A 21,660-nucleotide genomic window follows, 5' to 3' on the forward strand; every position below is an offset into this window, starting at 1 on the left:
AATTTTAAACCGAGCCTGTTTATCGGCCCGTTTGGGTGCCTAAGACTGCCGCACTTTCGTCTCTCGCGCCAGTCGCAGTTGGTTGATGGCGCGGCGCTATTGCACCCAGCGCTGCAGTATTTGCTGCAAATCCGTGCGTTTGAACGGCTTGGCCAGGTAATCGTTCATTCCGGCTGCCAGACAGGCTTCGCGATCGCCCTGCAAGGCGTTGGCCGTCAACGCGATAATCGGCAGGTCGGCGCAGCCGGGCAGTTGGCGAATCCGCCGGGTGGCTTCGTAGCCGTCGATCAGCGGCAGGCGGCAATCCATCAGGATCGCGGTAAAAATCAGGCTCTCGGCGCTGCGGATTGCCTCGGCGCCATCGGTGGCCAGGCTCACTTCAAAGCCCAGGCTGCGCAACATGGCCTCGACCACGGTGCGGTTGACCGGGTTGTCTTCCACCAGCAACACATGGCGGCCATCACCCGCGCTGGCCTTGCCCTCGGCGTCCAGGGCGATCGCCGGCAAGCTGTGCTGGTCGATGGCCAGTGGAATTTCCAGGGTAAATACCGAGCCACGGCCTTCCTGGCTTTGCGCGCGCAACGTGCCGCCCATTCGTTCGGCCAGCGTGCGAGCAATAGGCAGGCCCAGGCCGGTGCCGCCGTAACGTCTGGAAATGGAACTGTCAGCCTGCTGGAACGCATCGAACATCAGCTCCAGGCGTTCAGCGGAAATCCCGATGCCGCTGTCGCGCACCGTGCAGGTGAACCACACCAGTTCATGGTCGAGAGTTTGCCAATGGGGCTCGACGGTGACGCTGCCGTGCTCGGTGAATTTGAGCGCGTTACCGATCAGGTTCACCAGGATTTGGCGGATACGCGTCGGGTCACCCCTCACGCGCAACGCGTCCATGCCCAGCGGAATCGGTAATTCCAGGCTCAACCCACGCTGCTGTGCGCTGTGCTGGAAGGCCTGGGCGCAACTGTTGATCAGGTCCGCCAGGTTGAAGGCGATATGTTCCAGCTCCAGCGCGGCGCGTTCGATACGTGAGAAGTCGAGGATGTCGTTGATGACTTTAAGCAGGTGCTCGGTGGACTCCGAGGCCAGCGCCGCGTACTCGGTCTGCTCCTCGGTCATCTCGGTGGTTTCCAGCAGTTGCAGCATACCCAGCACGCCGTTCATGGGCGTGCGCAACTCGTGGCTCATCATCGCCAGGAAGTCCGACTTGGCGTTGTTGGCCCGTTCGGCTTCTTCGCGGGTCTGGATCAACTGGGCCATGGCCTGGTGCTGTTCGCGGCTGGCCTGGTTAAGGCCTTCGGCGAGGTTGTTGATGTGCCGCGACAAGTCGCCCAGCTCCGAATCATCGACAATCGGCAGCGGTGTCTTGTAGTCGCCTTGCTGGATGGCTTTTACCGCGTGGCCCATGGCGCTGATCGGCTGCGACAGGCTCGCGGCCAGGCGTCGCGCGAGCAGGAAGGTAAACAGCAGGGCGAACAGTGCGAGGATGCCGGCCTTGAACAGAATCTCCTGCTGGCGCTGGCTGAAGGCGTCGTTGGACATGCCGACGATCACCCGGCCCAGGTAATCGGCACGCGGCGCCTTGGGTTCGTTGAGGTTGTCCTGGAAAAAGTCATTGCCCAGCTGGATATGCTGTAAGCGGATGGGCGCCTGGAACACTTTCACCGACAGCGAACGGTCGTGTTTTTCCGAAGGTTGTTCGACGTACACCAGGATGTTCTCAGTGCTGTCCTGAATCTCCAGGAAGCGCACATGCGGGGTGGCCAGCGTGGCACGCAGCAGGCTTTCGAGCACATCGTTGTTGCCGGAAATCACCCCGTACTCCGTGGCCGGGGCCAGTTGGTTGGCGATCAACTGGCCGGTGTGGTCGAGTTCCTGGCGCAGGTCCTGGATACGCACGAAGGTAAAGAAGCTGATCAACAGCAAGGTCAGCAACAGCGCCGGGCCCAGGGTGATGAGCTGGGTGCGGGTGTTGATGTCCCAACGACGGCGCAAGGTCATGGGCGTTTTTCTCCTTCGGCCAGGCGGGCGGCGACGGCGGTTTCGTCCACCTGTTCGATCCCCAGTGAGCGCGCGACCTGCGGGTTACCCACGACTTTGAAGTGTTGCGGGTACAGGCTGCGTGGCCAGTTGGCTGGCGGATGATCCAGCAGCCGGTCGAGCACCGCCAGCCAGTCGGCCTGGTCGCTGTAGGTGCTGGCCAGGCTGCCGGCCTTGACGAACCCGGCGTTGGGCCCCACCAGCGGCAGTTGCTGGGCGTAGCTGCTGAGCAACAGGTTCTTCACGGTTTTCGGGTTGTACAACTGCGGGTCGTCGAGGCCGAGCAGCACGTCACTGTTCTTGAGCAGGTTTTGCAACGGGCGGCTGTCGTTAATGTTGTCCCAGCGTTGCGCCACGATTTCCAGGCCCATGGGCGCTGCATACTCGCGCAACTCCGGCAGCAGGAACTCACTGTCGCTGCCATAGAGCACACCGATGCGTTGGGCCTGCGGCAGGATGTTGGCGATCAGCTTGAGTTGGCGTGCCAGCGGCGGGTCGCTCCACAACAGGCTGATTTTTGCCGGGTGGGTGGTGCCCAGGCGCTGGCGTGCCTGTAGGCGGCTGATGCGCAACACCAGTGTCGGCGGGCCCTGGTCATCCTGCAGGCGCCAGTCGAGGCCGGGCAGGTCCAGCAGGATCAGGCGCGTACCGGGCGACAACTGGCTCGGCGCGGGCAAGTCTTTGAGCGGGACAAAGCTCACCTGGTCTTCGGGGCGTTGCTGGGCGAGGGCCTGGGTAAATGCCTGAACGCCGGCACCGTCTTCGGCGGCGGTCAACAGGATATCGGCGCTCCACGCCGGCGCGGTCAGTAACAGGCACACCAGCAGCAAGGCGCGGCGCCAGAGCCGAGAGATAAAGATGGGGGTCATCCGTGACTGAGCGCCCATGTCAGAATTCCAGCTCCGCGCTGAAATACAGGACATGGCGACTGTCGTAGTTGTTATCGGCCCAGGTGGTGGGCTGGTTATCGAGGCGTTGTTGCAACATGCCGGCCAGCTCCACATTGGCTTTGCCCAGGGCAATGCGCTTGGCCACCCGCAGGTCGACCCGTTCGAAGCGATATTGGTTGAGCGCATCGTCGCCGTAGTAGAACAGCGCACTGGACCAGCCGTGGCCCCACTCGCGCAGCCAACCGGCCGAGCCGCTGTTGCGCGCGGTCTGCGCCTTGTCCAGCGGGTTGCTGGAAGCGGCGTCGACGTAAGCATAGGTCAGGCGCAGACGGTCGGTATTGCTCATGCGCCAGTCGAACTGCGATTCGGCGCCGGTGAACCGTGCGCTGTTGGCGTTGCTGGCAATGTATTGGTTGTTGCGCAGCGGCGAGCTGATCATCTCGGTGATTTCGTCGTAGAACAGTTTCACGTCGACATTCAACCCGAAATCGGCAAAGAAGCCGTTGTAGCCCAGCTCTCGTGAACGCATCAACTCTTTATCGAGGTTGCCGGGGCCTCGCGTTACCACAAAATATTGCCCGGCGTTCTGCCCGTAGGTCGGGGAGCTCAAATTGGTGACGCGGTAACTCCAGTTGACGTTGTTCTCGAACATGTCCGGCGAGCGAATCGCCTCGGAGTACACCGCCCGCAAGCCGTGGCGCGGGTTGATCAGGTAGTTGACCGCCACCCGTGGCGTCAGCGAGTTGCCGCTCAGGTGGGTGTCTTCGTACATGGCGCCGCCTTGCAGCAGCCAGTGTTCGCTGGCGCGCCATTCCAGGTGGCCGAACAAGCGCCAGGTGGTGTCGTCTAGGGTGCCGTTGAAGTAGGTGTCGGAGTCGGCGCGGTCGTAACGGTAGTTCATGCCGCTGACCAGGCGCAGGCTATCGGACAGGCTCAGGGTGTCCTGAATCTCCAGGTCGTAGCGGCTTTCGCGGGTGCTTTGGTCGATGTCGCCGCACACGCTTTGGTTCGCGCCGTTGCGCCACTGGTCGAGTACCTGGTTGCCCAGCGTTTGTTCGGCGGCACTGCCGGGTGGTGCAACGCCCTGGCTGTAGGTGTCCATGTGCCGCGCCAACCGTTCGGCATAGTTGGGGTTCAACTGCCACAACTGCGTCAGTTCCGGGCTGAACGAGACCTTGGCGTCACAGGCTTTCCAGACCTGCTGGCGGTCCCATTGCTGGGCCGAGCCTTGAATGTACAGGCTGTGTTCGGGGTTGAAGTCGAAGTTCCAGCGCAACGACCCGGCATAGTCCTTGGCGACGGCATCGGAATTGGTGCCGCCTTCGGTAATCCCGGCGAACACCGGCAGGTAGGTATAAGGACGCTGGTTGGTGCCTTCCTTGGCGTCAAATTGCCAATCGAGACTCTGCTGAGCATTCAGGGTCTGGCTCACCGCCAGGCTGAAGCGGTTGAGGCGGCGGCCGTCACGACGGTCGGCACCGACGGCGTCGCTGTCAAAGCCATCGTCCTGCTGGCCGGAAAAGGACAGGCGCAAGTCACCGGTTTCCCAGCCCACACCCTGGCTGGCGTAATAGTCGTTGATGCCGCGTTGGCCACGGATGACTTTAATCCGCGAGCCGTGGCTGTTGGCCGGTGAGCGCGTGAGGATATTGACCACCGCCATCAGTGCGTTGGCGCCGTAGCTGACGGTGTTGGGGCCACGGAACACCTCGATGCGCTCGATATCTTCCATGGCCACCGGGATGTCGCTCCAGTCCACGGTGGCCAGGCCCGCGCGGTACACCGAGCGCCCGTCGATCAACACCTGCATGCGTCGCGCGTCGCTGGCGCTGGTGCCGTGGTAGTTCACCGCCGCCTGGTTGCCGGTGGTGTAGCCGACCATCATCCCCGGTACCAGCCGCAGCAGTTCGGCGATGTCGCGTGCGCCGCTGGCCTTGATCAGCTCGCTGTCGATCACCGTCATGCTGCCGGGCACGGCCGCGGCCGATTGCTTGAGGCGTGTGGCGGTCAACACTTGCGGCAGTGGCTGGCTGTCGAGAAACAGGTCATCCGCCAGCGCAGGTGTGCTGCACAGCAACATCAGCAACAGAGATGAGCGAGGAGGATGGCCCAGATACACGGTGCAGCCTTGATAATTACGGATAGCCGCCCATGTTAACTGAGGTGGGGCCATTTGCCAGTCGTGGGACTTGCAATTACTTCACACAAGTGTGGCATTTTCCGACAAGCGCACGAATTGACGCGGGGGCTGGCCGCAAGCGGGTCGCCCCGTATAATGCCGCCATCGCCATGTAAGGATTAACGGATTGCATATGACTGAACAGCGCCCTATTGCGGTCCTGGGAGGCGGAAGTTTTGGTACCGCCGTGGCTAACCTGCTGGCTGAGAACGGCCACGCGGTGCGCCAGTGGATGCGTGATCCCGAGCAGGCCGAGGCCATCCGCGTGCATCGGGAAAACCCCCGTTACCTTAAAGGCATCAAGATTCATCCGGCGGTGGAGCCGGTCACCGACCTGTTGGCCACGCTGACTGACTGTGACCTGTGCTTTGTCGCGCTGCCTTCCAGCGCCTTGCGCTCGGTGTTGGCGCCCCACGCTGAACGCCTGGCCGGCAAGCTGCTGGTCAGCCTGACCAAAGGCATTGAGGCGCAGACCTTCAAGCTGATGAGCGAAATCCTCGCCGAGATCGCCCCGCAGGCGCGCATCGGCGTGCTGTCCGGGCCGAACCTGGCACGGGAAGTCGCCGAGCACGCGCTGACCGCCACGGTGGTGGCCAGTGAAGACGAAGCACTGTGCGAACGTGTGCAGGCCGTGCTGCATGGCCGTACCTTCCGCGTCTACGCCAGTGGCGACCGCTTCGGCGTCGAGCTGGGCGGGGCGCTGAAAAACGTCTACGCGATCATCGCCGGCATGGCCGTGGCGCTGGGCATGGGCGAGAACACCAAAAGCATGCTGATCACCCGCGCGTTGGCGGAGATGACCCGCTTTGCCGTGAACCAGGGCGCCAACCCGATGACCTTCCTCGGGCTGGCAGGCGTAGGTGACTTGATCGTCACCTGCTCGTCGCCCAAAAGCCGCAACTACCAGGTCGGGTTCGCCCTCGGCCAGGGCCTGAGCCTGGAAGACGCGGTCACGCGCCTGGGCGAAGTCGCCGAAGGCGTCAACACCCTCAAGGTGTTGAAGGCCAAGGCCCAGGAAGTCGGTGTGTACATGCCGCTGGTCGCCGGCCTGCATGCGATCCTGTTTGAAGGGCGCACCTTGGACCAGGTGATCGAGGTGCTGATGCGCGCCGAGCCCAAGACCGACGTCGACTTCATTTCCACCAGCGGTTTCAACTGAGGAACGCGCACATGAACGATCCTAAAGACACCCCAAAATACGAGTCCATCCTGCTGCGCGTCCTGTGGATGCTGGTGTTTGCCCTGGTGTGGCAAGTGGCGCAGTTCCTGCTCGGTGCGCTGGTGGTGGTGCAGCTGATTTATCGCCTGATCTACGGCGCGCCGAACCTGGGCCTGATGAACTTTGGCGACAGCCTCAGCCAGTTCCTGGCGCAGATCGGCCGTTTCGGCAGCTTTCATACTGAACAGAAACCTTGGCCGTTTGCCGATTGGCCAACCCCACGCGCACCCGAAGGCGAAGCCGCCCACAGCGTGCCACCCGCGCCGCACCCGGCGCGTGATGAGGAGCCAAAGCTGTGAAGCTATGGATTTTGCGTCACGGTGAAGCCGAAGGGCATGCGCGCACCGACGCCGAACGCAACCTCACCGAGCACGGCCGTGGCGAAGTGTTGCGCAGTGCTGCGCACCTGATCGGCCAGCCCATCAGCGCAATTATCGCCAGCCCTTATGTGCGCGCGCAGCAGACCGCGCAGTTGGTGCGTGACGCGCTGGGGTTTGAGCCGCAGATTCGCACCGTGCCGTGGCTGACGCCCGACGGCAACCCGCTGCAAGTACTGGAAAAGCTCGACACCGATGACAACGTGCTGCTGGTCAGCCACCAACCCTTGGTGGGCAGCTTGATCAGCTTTTTGCAGCATGGTCACCAGCGCCAGCCAGAGCCGATGCACACCGCCAGCCTGGCGGAGCTGGAAGGCGATTTTCCGCTGGCGGGGCTTATGAGCCTGGTCAGTGTGAAGCATCCGTAGGAAAAGCAATCGCGACTTTGTGTGCTATATAGTCAACCAAGCAAGTGCTTGGTTGGCTATCATCGGATCACAAAGGAGCGCGTCCCATGCCTGTCGCTTTTCGTTTGCCGTTGCAGGTCTTCTTTGAACGTGAAGCGCGACACCCGCGCAAGCCTTTTCTGGTGCAACCCATCGGCGGCGGCGAGGTGCAGACGCTCACCTGGGGCGATGTCGGCCATCAGGCCCGTTGCGCCGCGCATTGGCTGCGCGCCCGGGCATTGCCCCAGGGCTCGCACGTTGCCCTGATCTCGAAAAACTGCGCGCACTGGATCATTGCCGACCTGGCGATCTGGATGGCCGGGCATGTGTCGGTGCCGTTGTACCCCAACCTCACGGCCGAGTCCGTCAACCATGTGCTCACGCATTCCGAGGCGGCGCTGGTGCTGATCGGCAAGCTGGATGACTGGCCTGCGATGGCGCCCGGCATCCCGGCCGGGTTGCCGACCATCAGCTTGCCGTTGTGCCCGGCCGGCGACTTTGATTTCAGCTGGGCAGACCTGCAAGCCAATGCGCCGATCCAGGACAACCCCGCGCCGGATGCCGCAAGCCTGGCAACCATCGTCTACACCTCCGGCACGACCGGCCTGCCCAAAGGCGTGATGCAAACCTTTGGCGCCCTTGGATTTGCGGCCACGCGCGGCACAGAGATATTTGGCTTGGGCGAGGGCGACCGGCTGCTGTCGTACTTGCCGCTGTGCCATGTGGCGGAGCGCATGTTTGTCGAGCTGGCCTCGATCTATACCGGGCAAACCGTGTTTTTCGCCGAAAACCTCGAGACTTTTCTGACCGACCTGCGCCGGGCGCGGCCCACAGCCTTGTTCGGCGTGCCGCGTATCTGGACCAAGTTCCAGATGGGCGTCTATGCCAAAATCCCGGAAAAACGCCTCGATACCCTGTTGCGTCTGCCTTTTATCGGCAAGCGCGTCGGCCACAAAGTGCTGGCCGGGCTGGGCCTGGATGCACTGCGCATCGCGCTGTCCGGCGCCGCCCCGGTGCCAGAAGCCTTGCTGCGCTGGTATCAACGCCTGGGCCTGGATGTGCTGGAGGTGTATGGCATGACCGAAAGCTGCGGCTATTCCCATGTGTGCCGCCCTGGCCAACAAACGCTGGGTTGGATCGGCCTGCCGTGCCCTGGCGTCGAAGTGCGCATCGACTTGACGGGGGAAGTGCAGGTGCGCAGTGGTGCGACCATGCTCGGCTACTTCAAGGACCCGCAGAAAACCGCCGAAACCCTCACTGACGATGGCTTCCTGCGCACGGGCGACAAGGGTGAGCAGGACGCCGATGGCCGCCTGCGCCTGACCGGGCGGCTCAAGGAGATCTTCAAGACCAGCAAGGGCAAGTACGTGGCGCCGGCGCCGATCGAAAACCGCCTGGCTGAACACGCACGCATCGAACAGGTGTGCGTAGTCGGCGATGGCTTGCTGGCGCCGATGGGCTTATGCGTATTGTCGGCTGGCAGCCAGGACCGGCAGGCACTGCGCAGCAGCCTGGAACGCTGGCTGGAACAGGTCAACGGCGCATTGGACAAGCATGAACGCTTGCGCCAACTGGTGGTGGTCAAAGACAACTGGGCGGTGGAAAACGGCTTTTTGACGCCGACCTTAAAGATAAAACGCAACGTGATCGAGTCGACTTACGGTGCACAATTTTCGGCCTGGAGCGAACGCAGTGAGCCGATTGTGTGGCAGGATTAGGACCGTAATAAAACCAATAAGGACGACTTCATGAGCTTGTGGCGCACCCAACCGAATATCGAGCAACTCAACGCCATCCAGAAAAACACCATCGGTGAACTGCTGGATATCCGTTTCGAAAGCTTCGACGACGAGTCGCTGACCGCGAGCATGGTGGTCGACCATCGCACCCACCAGCCGTACGGCCTGCTGCACGGTGGCGCGTCGGTGGTGCTGGCCGAAAGCGTCGGCTCCATGGCGGCTTACCTGTGCATTGATGCCAGCAAGTTCTATTGCGTGGGCCTTGAGGTCAACGCCAACCACTTGCGTGGTGTGCGCAGCGGGCGGGTGAGGGCGGTAGCGCGGGCGATTCATATCGGCCGTACCACTCAGGTGTGGGACATTCGCTTGACCAGCGACGATGGCAAAGCCAGCTGTGTGTCGCGCCTGACCATGGCCGTGGTGCCGTTGGGCGAGAACCCACCTGCACGATAGGCGTGGCGTGAGTGTCATCATTCCTGGCGGTTACAGTCATTGCTGTGCGGCTCAAGGCTGGTGACAATTCACTTCTGTTCCCGTAGATGGATCCTGTATGTCGCAGCACGTGTTTTTTGCCCATGCCAATGGCTTTCCTTCGGCCACTTACGGCAAGTTGTTTACCGCCCTGGCCCCGGAATACGCGGTGGCGCATTTGCCACAGCACGGTCACGACCCCAGGTTTCCAGTAGATGACAACTGGCAGAACCTGGTGGATGAGCTGATCCATCACCTGGAACAGCAACCGGAACCGGTGTGGGGCGTGGGCCACTCCTTGGGCGGCGTGCTGCACTTGCACGCGGCCATGCGCCGCCCGCAGCTGTACCGTGGTGTGGTGATGCTTGATTCGCCGGTATTGACCCGCGCTGACCGCTGGGTAATTCGCGCTGCCAAACGTTTTGGCTTTATAGACCGCCTGACCCCGGCGGGGCGCACCTTGGGCCGGCGTGAAGAATTCAGCGACCTGGCCGCCGCACGCAGCTACTTCGCCGGCAAAACGCTGTTTCGCGGCTTCGACCCGGAATGCTTTGACGCGTACCTGCAACACGGCCTGCAACAGGTGGGCGATCGCCTGCGCTTGCGCTTTGACCCGGCCACCGAAATCAGTATCTACCGAGGCGTGCCCCATACCAGCCCAGGCCAGATTCGCCAGCTGAAGGTGCCGCTGGCGGTGGTGCGCGGGCGTCAGAGCCGGGTGGTGATGCGTCACCATGCCAGTGGTGTCGATCGTCTGCCCATGGGTGAAATGCTCACCATGCCCGGCGGCCATATGTTCCCTCTCGAACGCCCTCAGGACACCGCGACGTTGATCAAGAACCTGTTTTCCCGCTGGCAAGCCCGTGAGCGCAGCTGCGCATGAGCAACCCCGTCGAAGAAGTGCGCCTGAGCCTGCCGCATATCGAATTGGCCGCGCATCTGTTCGGGCCTGAAGACGGCCTGCCGGTGATCGCCCTGCATGGTTGGCTGGACAACGCCAACAGCTTTGCGCGGCTGGCGCCCAAGCTTGCGGGTTTGCGCATCGTTGCGCTGGACATGGCCGGGCATGGGCACTCGGCGCATCGGCCTGCCGGGGCCGGCTATGCCTTGTGGGATTACGTGTTTGATGTGCTGCAAGTGGCTGAACAACTCGGCTGGAAACGTTTTGCATTACTTGGCCATTCCCTTGGCGCCATCGTTTCCCTGGTGTTGGCCGGAGCGCTGCCGGAACGCGTCACACACCTGGGGTTGATCGACGGCGTGATCCCGCCGACCGCCGCTGGCGAGAACGCCGCCGAGCGCCTCGGCATGGCGTTGCAGGCGCAATTGAGCCTGCAAGACAAGCGCAAACCGGTCTACAGCACCTTGGATCGAGCCGTCGAAGCGCGCATGAAAGGTGTAGTGGCGGTCAGCCGTGAAGCCGCTGAACTGCTGGCCCAGCGCGGTTTGATGCCCGTGCCGGGTGGCTATACCTGGCGCACCGATGCACGCTTGACCCTGGCGTCGCCTATGCGCATGACCGATGAACAGGCGATGGCTTTCGTGCGACGTGTGGGTTGCCCTACACAATTGGTCGTCGCGGCTGACGGCATGCTGGCGAAACATTCCGAATTGCTTTCTCAGCTACCTTTTACGGTGAACACGCTGCCGGGCGGCCATCATTTACACCTTAATGATGAGCCCGGCGCGATCCTTGTTGCAGACTGTTTCAATCGGTTTTTCTCCATGCCTTGACTTGGCGGGGTCAACTGCCGAGGCTGGGCGGATTGAAAGGGAGTCAACCATGTACGAACTCAACACCGCTGCGCACTTCGATGGCCAGGGCTCAATCATCCGATGAGCCTGCGTAAAGAATGTCTCCGTGTCTTCGGGCTGTGCTGTTTCAGCCCCTTGGTGTTCGCCGCCGATGTGCCAGGCAGCCAGGATCTGCCGACCGTGGCCCGTCAGGTCGACGCGCAAATCGTCGATTATCGCCCCGCCGAAGAAAAAGAACGCATCTACCCCATGGGCGCGATCCGCAAGATCAGCGGCCAGTTGCGCTACGAAGGCCAGGCTACGGCGCGCGGCCAAACCACTGCAATCACCTATGAGTTGCCTGCCGAGCACACCTCCAGCGCCGCATTTACCGCGACGCGCGAAGCGCTGCAGGCCAAGGGCGCGCAGCTGTTGTTCTGGTGCCAGGCGCGTGATTGCGGCGAAAGCAGCCTGTGGGCCAATGAAGTGTTCGGCAATGCCAAGCTGGTCGGCGCCGACGGCCAGCAGGAATACCTGCTGCTGCGCCTGGCCGCCCCGCAAGACAATTCGCTGGTGGCGCTATATGGCATTACGCGCGGCAACCGCCGGGCTTATCTGCATGTAGAACAACTGGACGCCGGGGCGCCGCTGGGCGACTTGCTGCCCACTTCGGCGACCTTGCTGCGCGAGCTGAAAAGCACCGGCGAGCTGGACTTTCCGGCACTCGGCAGCGCGCCTGACGCCACTTGGCTGACCTTGATTTCCCGTGGCTTGAACCTCGACGCCACCTTGCGCGTGAGCCTCACCGGGCCGACCGCCGAAGCCTGGCGCCAGGGCCTGATCGACAGCGGTGTGCGGGCTGCCCGCCTGGAAACCGGCAGCGGTGACGCTAAGGGTTTGCACCTGCATCTGATACGCTGACCGTTATCAAGGCGAACGGACCCGTGCCGTTCGCCTAAGCTCTCTTCCTACAGCCTTATTCTCGAGATACCCGATGCTCAATAACGATCGCCTACTGGTGCAAATCCTGCTGCTGGTGTTGTTTGGTGCCAGCTTCTGGGTGATGGCGCCGTTCTGGTCGGCGCTGTTCTGGGGCGCGGTGCTGGCGTTTGCCAGCTGGCCGCTGATGCGTTTGCTCACGCGCTGGCTGGGTGGCCGCGAATCCCTCGCGGCGGGCATCCTGACCCTGGGCTGGATGTTGCTGGTGGCGGTGCCGCTGGTGTGGCTGGGGTTCAACCTGGCCGACCATGTGCGCGATGCGGTCGGCCTGATCAAGGATATCCAGGTTGACGGCTTGCCCGCCGCACCTGCCTGGCTGAACTCGATCCCCTTTGTTGGCGAGCGGCTGGTGGCGACCTGGGACAGCATCGACCAACAGGGCGCGGCGCTGATGGTCAGCATCAAGCCGTACCTGGGGCAGGTGGGTAACTGGCTGCTGGCGCGCAGTGCGCAAATTGGCGGCGGTATCCTCGAGCTGACCCTGAGCCTGGTGTTCGTGTTCTTCTTTTACCGTGATGGGCCACGGCTGGCGATGTTTGCCCATCGGTTGCTGGAGCGCCTGATCGGCGAGCGCGCCGGTTACTACATCGAGTTGGTGGCCGGCACTGTGCAGCGCGTGGTCAACGGCGTGATTGGTACGGCGGCGGCCCAGGCCCTGCTGGCGCTGATCGGCTTCCTGATTGCGGGGGTGCCGGGCGCGCTGGTGCTGGGCATCGTCACCTTCCTGCTCAGCCTGATCCCTATGGGGCCGCCGCTGGTGTGGATCCCGGCCACGGCCTGGCTGGCATGGAAGGGCGACTACACCTATGCGGTGTTCCTCGGTGTATGGGGCACGTTCATCATCAGTGGCGTGGACAACGTGCTCAAGCCGTACCTGATCAGCCGAGGCGGCAACCTGCCGCTGGTGATCGTGCTGTTAGGCGTGTTTGGCGGCTTGATTGCCTTTGGCTTCATCGGCCTGTTTATCGGCCCGACCCTGTTGGCGGTGGCCTACAGCCTGCTGACGGATTGGAGCGCGACCCAGTCCCAGGAACGTCGCGAAGATAAAGCACTTTAGGCCCTCGGTAACCACATCACGGCCGTGAGGCCACCGCCTGGGGTTTCCTCCAGGCTCAGGTGGCCGCCGAGGCGTTCTACGGCTTCCTTGGAGATCGTCATGCCCAGGCCAACGCCGCCGGAGTTGCGGTTGCGTGAGCCTTCGAGGCGAAAGAACGGTTCGAACACCGCCTCGCGTTTATCCGCCGCAATCCCCGGCCCGTGGTCGATCACGCGGATCACCAGGGCGCCACGGCTGTCCGCCAACTCAATACGCGCCGTGCCGGCATACCGCAGGGCGTTGTCGATCAAGTTGTTGAGGCACGAACGCAGTGCCATCGGTTGCACCTGCAACGGTACGCACGTGCCGGAGAACTGTACGTCCGAGCCTTGGTCCTGGGCGTTTTCGCTGAGGGACTCGACCAGCGCCTGCACATCGAGCCAGTGCCGGGTCTCGCTGGTGCGTTGTTCGTGCAGGTAGCTCAAGGTGGCGTCGAGCATGCCGATCATGTCGTCCAGGTCCTGGCGCATTTGGCCTTGCAGCTTGGTGTCTTCGATCTGCTCCAGGCGCAGCTTAAGGCGTGACAGCGGCGTGCGCAGGTCATGGGAGACGGCGCCGAGCATGCGCGCGCGCTGGCTGACTTGTTCGCGGATGCGCTTTTGCATCAGGTTGAAGGTCGATGCCGCCTGGCGTGCTTCCCGTGGCCCGGATTCGTCGAGCGGTGGGCTGTCGAGGTCAAGGCTCAAGCGTTCGGCCGCTGCGCTCAGGCGCTGGATCGGCCGGCTCAGCAGTTTGGCGCCATACCAGGCGGCGATGATCAGCGAGATAAACTGGAAGGTCAGCGGCACCACGGGGCCGCCGTACCAGGGCCGGTGATGGCGGGCCAATGGCTTCATCGTGCCGTCTGGTTGCTCGACAAAGGTTTCCTGGGGCCGTGGTGGTGGCGGGCCGTAATGACGGAACCAGAAGATCGCCAGTACATGAGCGAGCACAATAGCCACCAGCAATACGCCGAACAGCCTGCCAAACAGCGTATTGAAGGTGGCGCGCATCAACCGATATCCCGGGCGTCGAACAGGTAGCCTTCGCCACGCACGGTCTTGATCAGTTGCGGTGCTTTCGGGTCATCCCCAAGCTTCTGGCGCAGGCGCGATACGAGCAGATCGATGCTGCGGTCAAAGGCTTCGATGGAGCGGCCACGGGCAGCATCGAGCAATTGTTCGCGGCTCAACACACGGCGCGGGCGCTCGATAAACACCCACAGCAAGCGAAATTCCGCGTTGGACAGCGGCACCACCAGGCCATCGTCGGCCACCAGTTGGCGCAATACGCTGTTGAGCCGCCAGTTATCGAAACGGATGTTGGCGCGCTGCTCGGTGCGGTCATCGCGCACCCGGCGCAGGATGGTCTGGATACGCGCCACCAGCTCGCGCGGTTCGAACGGCTTGGACATATAGTCATCGGCGCCCAGTTCCAGGCCGATGATGCGGTCGGTGGGTTCGCAGCGCGCCGTGAGCATCAAAATCGGGATGTCCGATTCAGTGCGCAGCCAACGGCACAGCGACAGGCCGTCTTCGCCCGGCAGCATCAGGTCGAGCACCACCACATCAAAGGTTTCGGCTTGCATGGCGGTGCGCATGGCCGTGCCGTCGGTGACGCCGGTGGCAAGAATATTGAAGCGGGCCAGGTAGTCGATCAGCAGTTCACGGATCGGCAGGTCGTCATCGACGATCAGCGCGCGGGTGTTCCACCGCTTGTCTTCGGCGATCACCGCGCTTTTTTGCTCTTCGTTTACAGAGACGGTAGGGGTATGCATAGTGCGATCATCTGCCTGGGTTGTTGCATTGAGCATAGGCGCCCGGCTCCATGGCTGGAAGTGCCGGGCGAGCGGTCATGTGCGCGAGGCTAGTCGCGGGGCGTGTTGAGGGCATGTCGGGAATGTATCAGTCTTGACACATCTTCTTAAAACACTGGGTTATGCGCGCTTGATCAGCATTTTACCGATCATCGGATCCCGCAACGGCGCCGCTTGCGCTACAATCCGCGCCGATTTCGACTTGCCTGAGAGCCCATTCCAATGTCCGTCTGCCAGACTCCTATCATCGTCGCCCTGGATTACCCCACTCGTGACGCCGCACTGAAGCTGGCTGACCAGTTGGACCCCGCGCTTTGCCGGGTCAAGGTCGGCAAGGAACTGTTCACCAGCTGCGCCGCCGAAATCGTCGGCACTCTGCGTGACAAAGGCTTCGAAGTATTCCTCGACCTGAAATTCCATGACATCCCCAATACCACAGCCATGGCGGTTAAAGCCGCCGCCGAAATGGGCGTGTGGATGGTCAATGTGCACTGCTCCGGCGGCCTGCGCATGATGAACGCCTGCCGCGAAGTGCTCGAGCAGCGCAGCGGCCCGAAACCCTTGCTGATCGGTGTGACCGTGCTCACCAGCATGGAGCGCGAAGACCTGGCCGGCATCGGCCTGGACATCGAGCCGCAGGAGCAGGTACTGCGCCTCGCAGCCTTGGCGCAGAAGGCTGGCCTGGATGGCCTGGTGTGTTCGGCGCTGGAAGCCCAGGCGCTGAAGACCGCGCACCCGTCGCTGCAACTGGTAACCCCGGGGATTCGTCCCGCGGGCAGCGCCCAGGATGACCAGCGTCGTATCCTGACGCCGCGTCAGGCGCTGGATGCCGGCTCGGACTACCTGGTGATTGGTCGCCCGATCAGCCAGGCGGCGGACCCGGCCAAGGCACTGGCCGCAGTCGTCGCCGAAATCGCCTGATGATCGTTCCCACGCTCTGCGTGGGAACGCCTCTTGTGACGCTCTGCGTCACGCTTTGGGACGCAGAGCGTCCCGGGCTGCATTCCCACGCAGAGCGTGGGAACGATCGGGTCAGCTGACTTTAAGCACCAACTTCCCAAAGTTCTCGCCGTTGAACAGCTTCATCAACGTCTCCGGGAACGTCTCCAGCCCCTCGACAATATCTTCCTTGCTCTTGAGCTTGCCCTGGGCCATCCAGCCGGCCATTTCCATGCCGGCGGCGGCAAAGTTCGCCGCGTGGTCCATCACCACAAACCCTTCCATGCGCGCACGATTGACCAGCAACGACAAATAGTTGGCCGGGCCTTTCACGGCTTCTTTATTGTTGTACTGGCTGATTGCGCCGCAGATCACCACCCGTGCCTTCAAGGCCAGGCGGCTGAGCACGGCGTCGAGAATGTCGCCGCCGACGTTATCAAAATACACATCCACGCCTTTAGGGCATTCGCGCTTGAGGGCGGCGGGCACGTCTTCGCTTTTGTAGTCGATGGCCGCGTCAAAGCCCAGTTCATCAATGAGGAACTTGCACTTGTCGGCGCCCCCGGCGATGCCCACCACGCGGCAACCCTTGAGCTTGGCAATCTGCCCGGCAATGCTACCCACTGCGCCAGCGGCGCCGGAGATCACCACGGTATCGCCAGCCTTGGGCGCGCCGGTGTCGAGCAGGGCGAAGTAGGCGGTCATGCCGGTCATGCCCAGCGCTGACAGGTAGCGCGGCAGCGGGGCCAGTTTGGGGTCGACCTTATAAAAGCCGCGCGGCTCGCCCAGGAAATAATCCTGCACACCCAGCGCGCCGTTCACATAATCACCCACGGCAAATTTCGGGTTGTTCGAGGCAATCACCTTGCCCACGCCCAGCGCTCGCATCACTTCACCGATGCCGACCGGTGGAATGTAGGATTTACCCTCGTTCATCCAGCCACGCATGGCCGGGTCCAGGGACAAGTATTCATTGCGCACCAGCACTTGCCCATCACCTGGCGTGCCCACCGGCACTTCCTGGTAGGTAAAGGTCTCCCGCGTGGCGGCGCCGACCGGGCGTTTGGCGAGCAGGAATTGGCGGTTGGTCTGGGCAGTCATGGCAGGGACTCTGTTAGAAGTGAACCCTGAGTGATAGACCTTCAGCGGCCTGGGGGCAAGGTTAAGGGTGGCTGCGAATGCCCGCCGATAGGTTGGACTGATAGTTGGCCTGGGCGTCTTATCACTGCGATTCATGCAACCCCAACCGGCCATATGATAGTGCTGACGCGCCCGCCGTCGGCTTGGCTAGACTCGGCCCACGGCTATTTCTTGCATAGGACATCCCCCATGAGCATGACGTTTTCCGGCCAGGTTGCCCTGGTGACCGGCGCCGCCGCCGGTATTGGCCGCGCCACCGCGCTGGCATTTGCCGCAGAAGGCTTGAGAGTAGTGGTAGCCGACCTGGATGTGGCGGGCGGCGAGGACACGGTTGCGTTGATTCAACAGGCGGGCGGCGAAGCGCTGTTCGTGCGTTGCAATGTCACGCTGGACGCCGACGTACAGCAATTGATGGCACAGACCATCGCCGCCTATGGGCGCCTGGACTATGCCTTCAACAACGCCGGCATCGAGATTGAGAAGGGTAAGCTGGCCGACGGCAGCCTGGATGAGTTCGATGCAATCATGGGCGTCAACGTCAAGGGCGTGTGGTTGTGCATGAAGTATCAACTGCCGCTGTTACTGGCCCAGGGCGGCGGTGCGATCGTCAACACCGCCTCGGTAGCCGGGCTGGGCGCTGCGCCGAAGATGAGCATCTATGCGGCGTCCAAGCATGCTGTGATCGGCCTGACCAAATCGGCCGCAATTGAATATGCAAAGAAGAAAATCCGCGTGAATGCGGTGTGCCCTGCGGTGATCGACACCGACATGTTCCGCCGTGCCTATGAAGCAGACCCGCGCAAAGCCGAGTTCGCCGCCGCCATGCACCCGGTTGGGCGCATCGGCAAGGTCGAGGAAATCGCCAGTGCCGTGCTGTACCTGTGCAGTGATGGGGCGGCGTTTACCACCGGGCAAGCGTTGGCGGTGGATGGTGGCGCAACGGCTATCTAGGACTCCATGCCATGCACTCTTAGAAAAGGATGGGGCTGCTGTGGGGCGTTTCCATGGCTGGCACAAGGCCTCGTCAGAATGTGTATCAGCAGGTAAATAAGTCAATAAAATCAATACTTTAATAATTTTTTGCGGCCGGCTTGAGCGAGCTTCTGTGCTTAACTGTTTGGGGTTGAATAACAGACAGTTCAAGTGAGTGGCTCATGGATTTAGGGATCGATCGACAAGCCCTTGTACCGGTGGTGCAGCAAATCGTCAGCGCGGTGGCGCAATGGATACGCAAGAGCGGCGCGAGCCCCGGCACGCGCTTGCCGTCCATCCGGCAACTGGCCCTCGACAACCTGCTCAGCCAGTCCAGCGTGATCGAGGCTTTCGAGCGAATGGTGGCCCAGGGGTTGTTGGCGTCCAGGCAAGGTTCGGGATTTGTGGTCGCCCAGCCGCCTGTTTGCCTTGAAGGCCACTGGTATGAGGGTGCAGAGCTGGGCTGGGGCGCCTATGTCGATGGCCCGTTGGGCGAGTTGAAGCTGGGTTGCGGCTGGCTGCCGGACACATGGCGTGAAAGTGATGACCTGTGCTACGCGATACGGGAAATCAGCCGCACCGACACGGCCGGTCTCTTCAACTACAGCACGCCATTGGGCCTGCCAGCATTGCGCGAGCAACTGCTCAAGCGGCTGACCCAGATAAAGGTGGGCACCTGCCTGGATCGCATCCTGACCACCCATGGTGCCGGCCATGCACAGGACCTGTTGATCCGCTCACTGCTCAAGGCTGGCGATACGGTGGTGGTCGAGACGCCGGGCTACGCCAACCTCTATCGACAATTGGAGCGCCATGGGGTCACGTTGCTGGAAGTTCCGCGCACCGTGGGCGGCCCGGACATGCCAGTGCTTGAGCAACTGCTGCTACGGCATCGTCCCAAGTGCCTGTTCATCAACTGCCTCTACCACAACCCAACCGGCACCAGCCTGTGTCGCGCCGTGGCTGAACGGTTGCTGGAGCTTTCGCGACGCGATGGCTTCCTGATCATTGAAGAAGACGTCTATGGCGACCTGCAGCACGCCAGTTGCACGCGGCTGTCGGCGTTGCCCCATGATGACCGGGTGATCTACGTATCAAGCTTTTCCAAAACCCTGAGCAGTGCCTTGCGCGTGGGCTACGTCAGTGCCGGCACAGATATCGTTGCGAAAATGGCCAGCCTCAAGACCCTGACCGGTATCGGCACTTCACGGTTTGCCGAAGCAGTGGTCGCCACATTGCTGGCCAATGGCACCTACCGCAAGTGGGTGCAACGCCTGCGCAAGCGTTTGAATGCGCAAATGGCAGCCACCCTGCAGGTGCTGGAGGATGAGGAATGGCAGGTGTTTGCCGTGCCTGCTGGCGGTATGTTTGTGTGGGCGCGGCCGGGCCTGGGCGATCATTCACGGTTGCAGGCGTGCGCGCGCAGGCTTGGTGTCCTGCTGTCTTGCGGGGCGCTGTTCACTCCCCGCGGTGAGCACAGTGACTGGCTGCGCATAAATGTGGCCTATGCTGCTGATCAGCGGGCTTTGGAGTTGTTCCGTGCCATGGGGCCTGCCAGATCGACCTCAACCATTCTGAAAACGACGAGCATGTAGCTTTTTGCCATTATTGTGACGCCAACGTCTTGTGCCAATGGCGTCTCGTTGCGAATCTCGCTGCATGGCAACCAGGCTTGCTGGCATCTGCCCGTGCAAGAGGATTCAAGTGCAATGATTTCGGCCGTGCAACGACGTTTCGCCAACCTCGGTATGGCAAAAAAGCTGGGCTTGGGCTTCTTCCTGGTGCTGCTGCTGACGGCGCTGGTGGCGGCCATTGGCGTGTGGTCGCTGCAAACCATTGGCCAGCGTTTCGAAGGCCTCAATGCCATGTCCTCGCTCAACAGCGGCTTGCTCAAGGTGCGCTTGATCGAGCAAGACTACGCGTTGCACGCCGACCCCAAAGCCGTTGATGCCTTGCATGAGAGCGTCGATGCACTGGCCGCCCTGGCGGCCACGCTCAAGGCCCAGTCCGCCGCCAATGTGCCGGTGATGGGCGACGTTGAACAGGCGTTGGCCGCGTATCGCAAGGCGTTCGATGAATTTGTCGAGTTGACCCAGACCAAGGACCTGGCTTTGGAAATGGCCAGTTGGTCCGTTTCCAGCGTGGCCAATAACCTCGATGTGCTGCAAGCCGGCCTGGCCGATGATGGCGCCTATGGCCTCAAGGAAAGCCAGGGCAAGGAGGGCGCCGAGTTTATCGAACAGGCCGGGCAGGTCAGCCAGGTGTCTCGCTTGATGCTGCAAGCCATGAACGAGGCACGGGTACGCCTGGACCAGAGCCGCAAGGCCGATGCCGACAACGCCGAACAGGGCAAGATCGAACAGGCCGACCAGGCCCTGGCGCAGGTTGAGCAGTTGAAAACCTTGGTCAAGGACGCGGGTTACCAGACCGTGCTCAATGAGGTGTCCGGGCATATTGCGGCCTTCAGCGAAAAGCTCGGTGAGTACACCGGTTTGCTGGCTCAGGAAAAAATCGTCTACAAGCAATTGCATGACCGCGCCGACCAGGTGGTCAGCCGGGTCAACCAGGCGTATGCCGCCGAAGACCAGTCGATGCAGGCGCAATTGAAGAAAAGCACGCTGCTGATCGTCGGTTCCTCGGCACTGGCGTTACTGGTGGGGCTGGTTGCAGCCTGGCTGATTACCCGCCTGATCGTGGCGCCGCTGCGCAGTGTGATCGCAGTGGCCCAGCGGATCGCCGCCGGTGACCTGAGCGGGCGGATGGAGGTCAGTCGCCGCGATGAAATTGGCCAGCTGATGCAAGCGATGCAACAGATGGGCAATGGCTTGAGCCAGATGGTCAGCGGCTTGCAGGCCGGCATAGAGCAATTGGCCAGCTCTGCGCAATCCCTCTCCAGCGTCACCGAACAAACCAATCTAGAGGTCAGCAGCCAGAAGGAGGAGACCGAACAGGTCGCCACGGCGATGAACCAGATGACCGCCACCGTGCATGACGTAGCGCGCAACGCCGAAGAGGCCGCGCAAGCGGCGCAGACCGCCGATGCCAAGGTCGACAGCGGCCAGCAGGTGGTGCGTCAGAGCCTGCAGCGTATTGAGTTGCTGGCGTCCTCCAGCACCAGTGCCAGCGCCAGCATCGACAGCCTCAGTGCCGAAATCCAGCACATCGGCACGGTGTTGGGGGTGATCAAAAGCGTGGCCGAACAAACCAACCTGTTGGCCCTTAACGCTGCCATCGAGGCCGCCCGCGCCGGCGAGCAGGGCCGAGGGTTTGCGGTGGTGGCCGATGAGGTGAGGGCGCTGGCCAAGCGTACTCAGCAATCGACCGAGGAGATCGAGCGGTTGGTGAGTACTTTGCGCAGTGCGGCGCAGTCATCGGTGCAGCAGATTCAGCAAAGCGGCGAGCTGGTGAAACTCGCCGTCAGCGATGCGCTGGAAACCGAGAGCGCGTTGGGCAGCATCGCCGCTGCCGTGTCCCTGATCCAGCAGATGAATCAGCAGATTGCCGCCGCCGCCGAGGAGCAAAGTTCGGTGGCCGAAGAGATCAATCGCAGTGTCACCAGTATCCGCGCGAGTGCCGACCAATCGGCGCTGAGCATGCAAGGCAACGCCGCCTCGAGCATTCAGCTGGCGCAGCTGGGGGCCGAACTCAAGGGCATGGTGGGGCACTTCCGCCTTTGATCAGTGAGCA

At 62.2% G+C, this 21,660-nt stretch carries 19 protein-coding genes and 1 pseudogene; 14 read left to right on the top strand and 6 right to left on the bottom strand.

What is annotated here, in order from left to right; translation table 11 throughout:
- Positions 1-96: 96 nt before the first annotated feature.
- From GIW28_RS08005 to GIW28_RS08015, 3 genes are read right to left on the bottom strand one after another with little or no spacing between them, the layout of a single operon-like run.
- Positions 97-1,998 (bottom strand): ATP-binding protein, encoded by a 1,902-nt coding sequence (locus GIW28_RS08005; RefSeq protein ID WP_017134469.1) that lies wholly within the window; start codon positions 1,996-1,998, stop codon positions 97-99.
- Complete coding sequence (locus tag GIW28_RS08010) at positions 1,995-2,924, bottom strand: ABC transporter substrate-binding protein (RefSeq protein ID WP_236447036.1); 930 nt, start codon at positions 2,922-2,924, stop codon at positions 1,995-1,997. Before GIW28_RS08010 ends, GIW28_RS08005 begins: the two co-directional genes overlap by 4 nt.
- Before the next feature lies 1 nt (position 2,925).
- The gene (locus tag GIW28_RS08015) at positions 2,926-5,046 is read right to left on the bottom strand and encodes a TonB-dependent receptor plug domain-containing protein (protein ID WP_329606427.1); all 2,121 of its coding nucleotides are present in this window, start codon (positions 5,044-5,046) and stop codon (positions 2,926-2,928) included.
- A 193-nt stretch (positions 5,047-5,239) separates the two neighbouring features.
- Here GIW28_RS08015 and GIW28_RS08020 point away from each other — a divergent pair, with 193 nt between their 5' ends.
- From GIW28_RS08020 to GIW28_RS08060, 9 genes are all read left to right on the top strand, one after another.
- The gene (locus GIW28_RS08020) at positions 5,240-6,265 is read left to right on the top strand and encodes an NAD(P)H-dependent glycerol-3-phosphate dehydrogenase (RefSeq protein WP_099549019.1); all 1,026 of its coding nucleotides are present in this window, start codon (positions 5,240-5,242) and stop codon (positions 6,263-6,265) included.
- 11 nt (positions 6,266-6,276) lie between these two features.
- Complete coding sequence (locus GIW28_RS08025; protein ID WP_099549018.1) at positions 6,277-6,624, top strand: DUF4389 domain-containing protein; 348 nt, start codon at positions 6,277-6,279, stop codon at positions 6,622-6,624.
- The gene (gene sixA / locus GIW28_RS08030; protein ID WP_176991173.1) at positions 6,621-7,070 is read left to right on the top strand and encodes a phosphohistidine phosphatase SixA; all 450 of its coding nucleotides are present in this window, start codon (positions 6,621-6,623) and stop codon (positions 7,068-7,070) included. Before GIW28_RS08025 ends, sixA begins: the two co-directional genes overlap by 4 nt.
- Positions 7,071-7,156: 86 nt before the next feature.
- On the top strand, positions 7,157-8,806 hold the full coding sequence (locus GIW28_RS08035) for an AMP-binding protein (protein WP_236447035.1): 1,650 nt from the start codon (positions 7,157-7,159) through the stop codon (positions 8,804-8,806).
- A 30-nt stretch (positions 8,807-8,836) separates the two neighbouring features.
- On the top strand, positions 8,837-9,280 hold the full coding sequence (locus GIW28_RS08040; protein ID WP_138449178.1) for a hotdog fold thioesterase: 444 nt from the start codon (positions 8,837-8,839) through the stop codon (positions 9,278-9,280).
- Between the two features lie 97 nt (positions 9,281-9,377).
- Complete coding sequence (locus GIW28_RS08045; protein WP_236447034.1) at positions 9,378-10,181, top strand: alpha/beta fold hydrolase; 804 nt, start codon at positions 9,378-9,380, stop codon at positions 10,179-10,181.
- On the top strand, positions 10,178-11,032 hold the full coding sequence (locus tag GIW28_RS08050; protein ID WP_236458953.1) for an alpha/beta hydrolase: 855 nt from the start codon (positions 10,178-10,180) through the stop codon (positions 11,030-11,032). Before GIW28_RS08045 ends, GIW28_RS08050 begins: the two co-directional genes overlap by 4 nt.
- 102 nt (positions 11,033-11,134) lie before the next feature.
- Entirely contained in the window at positions 11,135-11,953 is an 819-nt protein-coding gene (locus GIW28_RS08055; protein WP_236447032.1) for a DUF4892 domain-containing protein, read from the top strand.
- A gap of 73 nt (positions 11,954-12,026) precedes the next feature.
- Entirely contained in the window at positions 12,027-13,088 is a 1,062-nt protein-coding gene (locus GIW28_RS08060) for an AI-2E family transporter (RefSeq protein WP_056859710.1), read from the top strand.
- On the opposite strand, the gene GIW28_RS08065 is transcribed toward GIW28_RS08060, so the two are convergent.
- Positions 13,085-14,119 (bottom strand): sensor histidine kinase, encoded by a 1,035-nt coding sequence (locus tag GIW28_RS08065; protein WP_017134457.1) that lies wholly within the window; start codon positions 14,117-14,119, stop codon positions 13,085-13,087. The two genes, GIW28_RS08060 and GIW28_RS08065, sit on opposite strands and share 4 nt — an antisense overlap.
- Positions 14,119-14,883 (bottom strand): response regulator, encoded by a 765-nt coding sequence (locus GIW28_RS08070; RefSeq protein ID WP_026013476.1) that lies wholly within the window; start codon positions 14,881-14,883, stop codon positions 14,119-14,121. The genes GIW28_RS08065 and GIW28_RS08070 overlap by 1 nt, the downstream gene beginning before the upstream one ends.
- Positions 14,884-15,144: 261 nt before the next feature.
- On the opposite strand from GIW28_RS08070, the gene pyrF reads away from it, so the two are divergent.
- Complete coding sequence (pyrF, locus tag GIW28_RS08075; RefSeq protein WP_017134455.1) at positions 15,145-15,843, top strand: orotidine-5'-phosphate decarboxylase; 699 nt, start codon at positions 15,145-15,147, stop codon at positions 15,841-15,843.
- A 111-nt stretch (positions 15,844-15,954) separates the two neighbouring features.
- Here pyrF and GIW28_RS08080 read toward each other — a convergent pair whose 3' ends face one another.
- Positions 15,955-16,962: an NADP-dependent oxidoreductase gene (locus tag GIW28_RS08080; protein WP_017134454.1), complete on the bottom strand. Its 1,008-nt coding sequence runs from the start codon at positions 16,960-16,962 to the stop codon at positions 15,955-15,957.
- 228 nt (positions 16,963-17,190) lie between these two features.
- On the opposite strand from GIW28_RS08080, the gene GIW28_RS08085 reads away from it, so the two are divergent.
- The 4 genes and pseudogenes from GIW28_RS08085 (at position 17,191) to GIW28_RS30760 (ending at position 21,650) form a co-directional block, all read left to right on the top strand.
- Positions 17,191-17,952 carry an SDR family oxidoreductase gene (locus tag GIW28_RS08085; RefSeq protein WP_138449186.1) on the top strand — a complete coding sequence of 254 codons (762 nt, stop codon included), beginning with the start codon at positions 17,191-17,193 and terminating at the stop codon, positions 17,950-17,952.
- Between the two features lie 203 nt (positions 17,953-18,155).
- On the top strand, positions 18,156-19,568 hold the full coding sequence (locus GIW28_RS08090; RefSeq protein ID WP_017134452.1) for an aminotransferase-like domain-containing protein: 1,413 nt from the start codon (positions 18,156-18,158) through the stop codon (positions 19,566-19,568).
- 996 nt (positions 19,569-20,564) lie between these two features.
- A pseudogene (locus tag GIW28_RS30755) lies at positions 20,565-20,792 on the top strand (HAMP domain-containing protein); the annotation flags it as partial.
- 15 nt (positions 20,793-20,807) lie between these two features.
- Positions 20,808-21,650 carry a methyl-accepting chemotaxis protein gene (locus GIW28_RS30760; protein WP_371920520.1) on the top strand — a complete coding sequence of 281 codons (843 nt, stop codon included), beginning with the start codon at positions 20,808-20,810 and terminating at the stop codon, positions 21,648-21,650.
- Positions 21,651-21,660: the final 10 nt, after the last annotated feature.

Origin of the sequence: Pseudomonas sp. PA-5-4B, assembly GCF_021606215.1 — a bacterium.
GTDB classification, from domain to species: domain Bacteria; phylum Pseudomonadota; class Gammaproteobacteria; order Pseudomonadales; family Pseudomonadaceae; genus Aquipseudomonas; species Aquipseudomonas edaphica.

Excerpts from the sequence above, each read along its gene's own strand:
- GIW28_RS08050 (WP_236458953.1), top strand. The coding sequence starts at position 10,178 with ATGAGCAACCCCGTCGAAGAAGTGCGCCTGAGCCTGCCGCATATCGAA.
- GIW28_RS08070 (WP_026013476.1), bottom strand. The coding sequence starts at position 14,883 with ATGCATACCCCTACCGTCTCTGTAAACGAAGAGCAAAAAAGCGCGGTG.
- GIW28_RS08055 (WP_236447032.1), top strand. The coding sequence starts at position 11,135 with ATGAGCCTGCGTAAAGAATGTCTCCGTGTCTTCGGGCTGTGCTGTTTC.
- GIW28_RS08035 (WP_236447035.1), top strand. The coding sequence starts at position 7,157 with ATGCCTGTCGCTTTTCGTTTGCCGTTGCAGGTCTTCTTTGAACGTGAA.
- GIW28_RS08080 (WP_017134454.1), bottom strand. The coding sequence starts at position 16,962 with ATGACTGCCCAGACCAACCGCCAATTCCTGCTCGCCAAACGCCCGGTC.
- GIW28_RS08090 (WP_017134452.1), top strand. The coding sequence starts at position 18,156 with ATGGATTTAGGGATCGATCGACAAGCCCTTGTACCGGTGGTGCAGCAA.
- GIW28_RS08040 (WP_138449178.1), top strand. The coding sequence starts at position 8,837 with ATGAGCTTGTGGCGCACCCAACCGAATATCGAGCAACTCAACGCCATC.
- pyrF (WP_017134455.1), top strand. The coding sequence starts at position 15,145 with ATGTCCGTCTGCCAGACTCCTATCATCGTCGCCCTGGATTACCCCACT.
- GIW28_RS08020 (WP_099549019.1), top strand. The coding sequence starts at position 5,240 with ATGACTGAACAGCGCCCTATTGCGGTCCTGGGAGGCGGAAGTTTTGGT.
- GIW28_RS08010 (WP_236447036.1), bottom strand. The coding sequence starts at position 2,924 with ATGGGCGCTCAGTCACGGATGACCCCCATCTTTATCTCTCGGCTCTGG.
- GIW28_RS08065 (WP_017134457.1), bottom strand. The coding sequence starts at position 14,119 with ATGCGCGCCACCTTCAATACGCTGTTTGGCAGGCTGTTCGGCGTATTG.
- GIW28_RS08045 (WP_236447034.1), top strand. The coding sequence starts at position 9,378 with ATGTCGCAGCACGTGTTTTTTGCCCATGCCAATGGCTTTCCTTCGGCC.
- GIW28_RS08060 (WP_056859710.1), top strand. The coding sequence starts at position 12,027 with ATGCTCAATAACGATCGCCTACTGGTGCAAATCCTGCTGCTGGTGTTG.
- GIW28_RS08085 (WP_138449186.1), top strand. The coding sequence starts at position 17,191 with ATGAGCATGACGTTTTCCGGCCAGGTTGCCCTGGTGACCGGCGCCGCC.
- GIW28_RS30760 (WP_371920520.1), top strand. The coding sequence starts at position 20,808 with ATGGTCAGCGGCTTGCAGGCCGGCATAGAGCAATTGGCCAGCTCTGCG.
- GIW28_RS08005 (WP_017134469.1), bottom strand. The coding sequence starts at position 1,998 with ATGACCTTGCGCCGTCGTTGGGACATCAACACCCGCACCCAGCTCATC.
- GIW28_RS08025 (WP_099549018.1), top strand. The coding sequence starts at position 6,277 with ATGAACGATCCTAAAGACACCCCAAAATACGAGTCCATCCTGCTGCGC.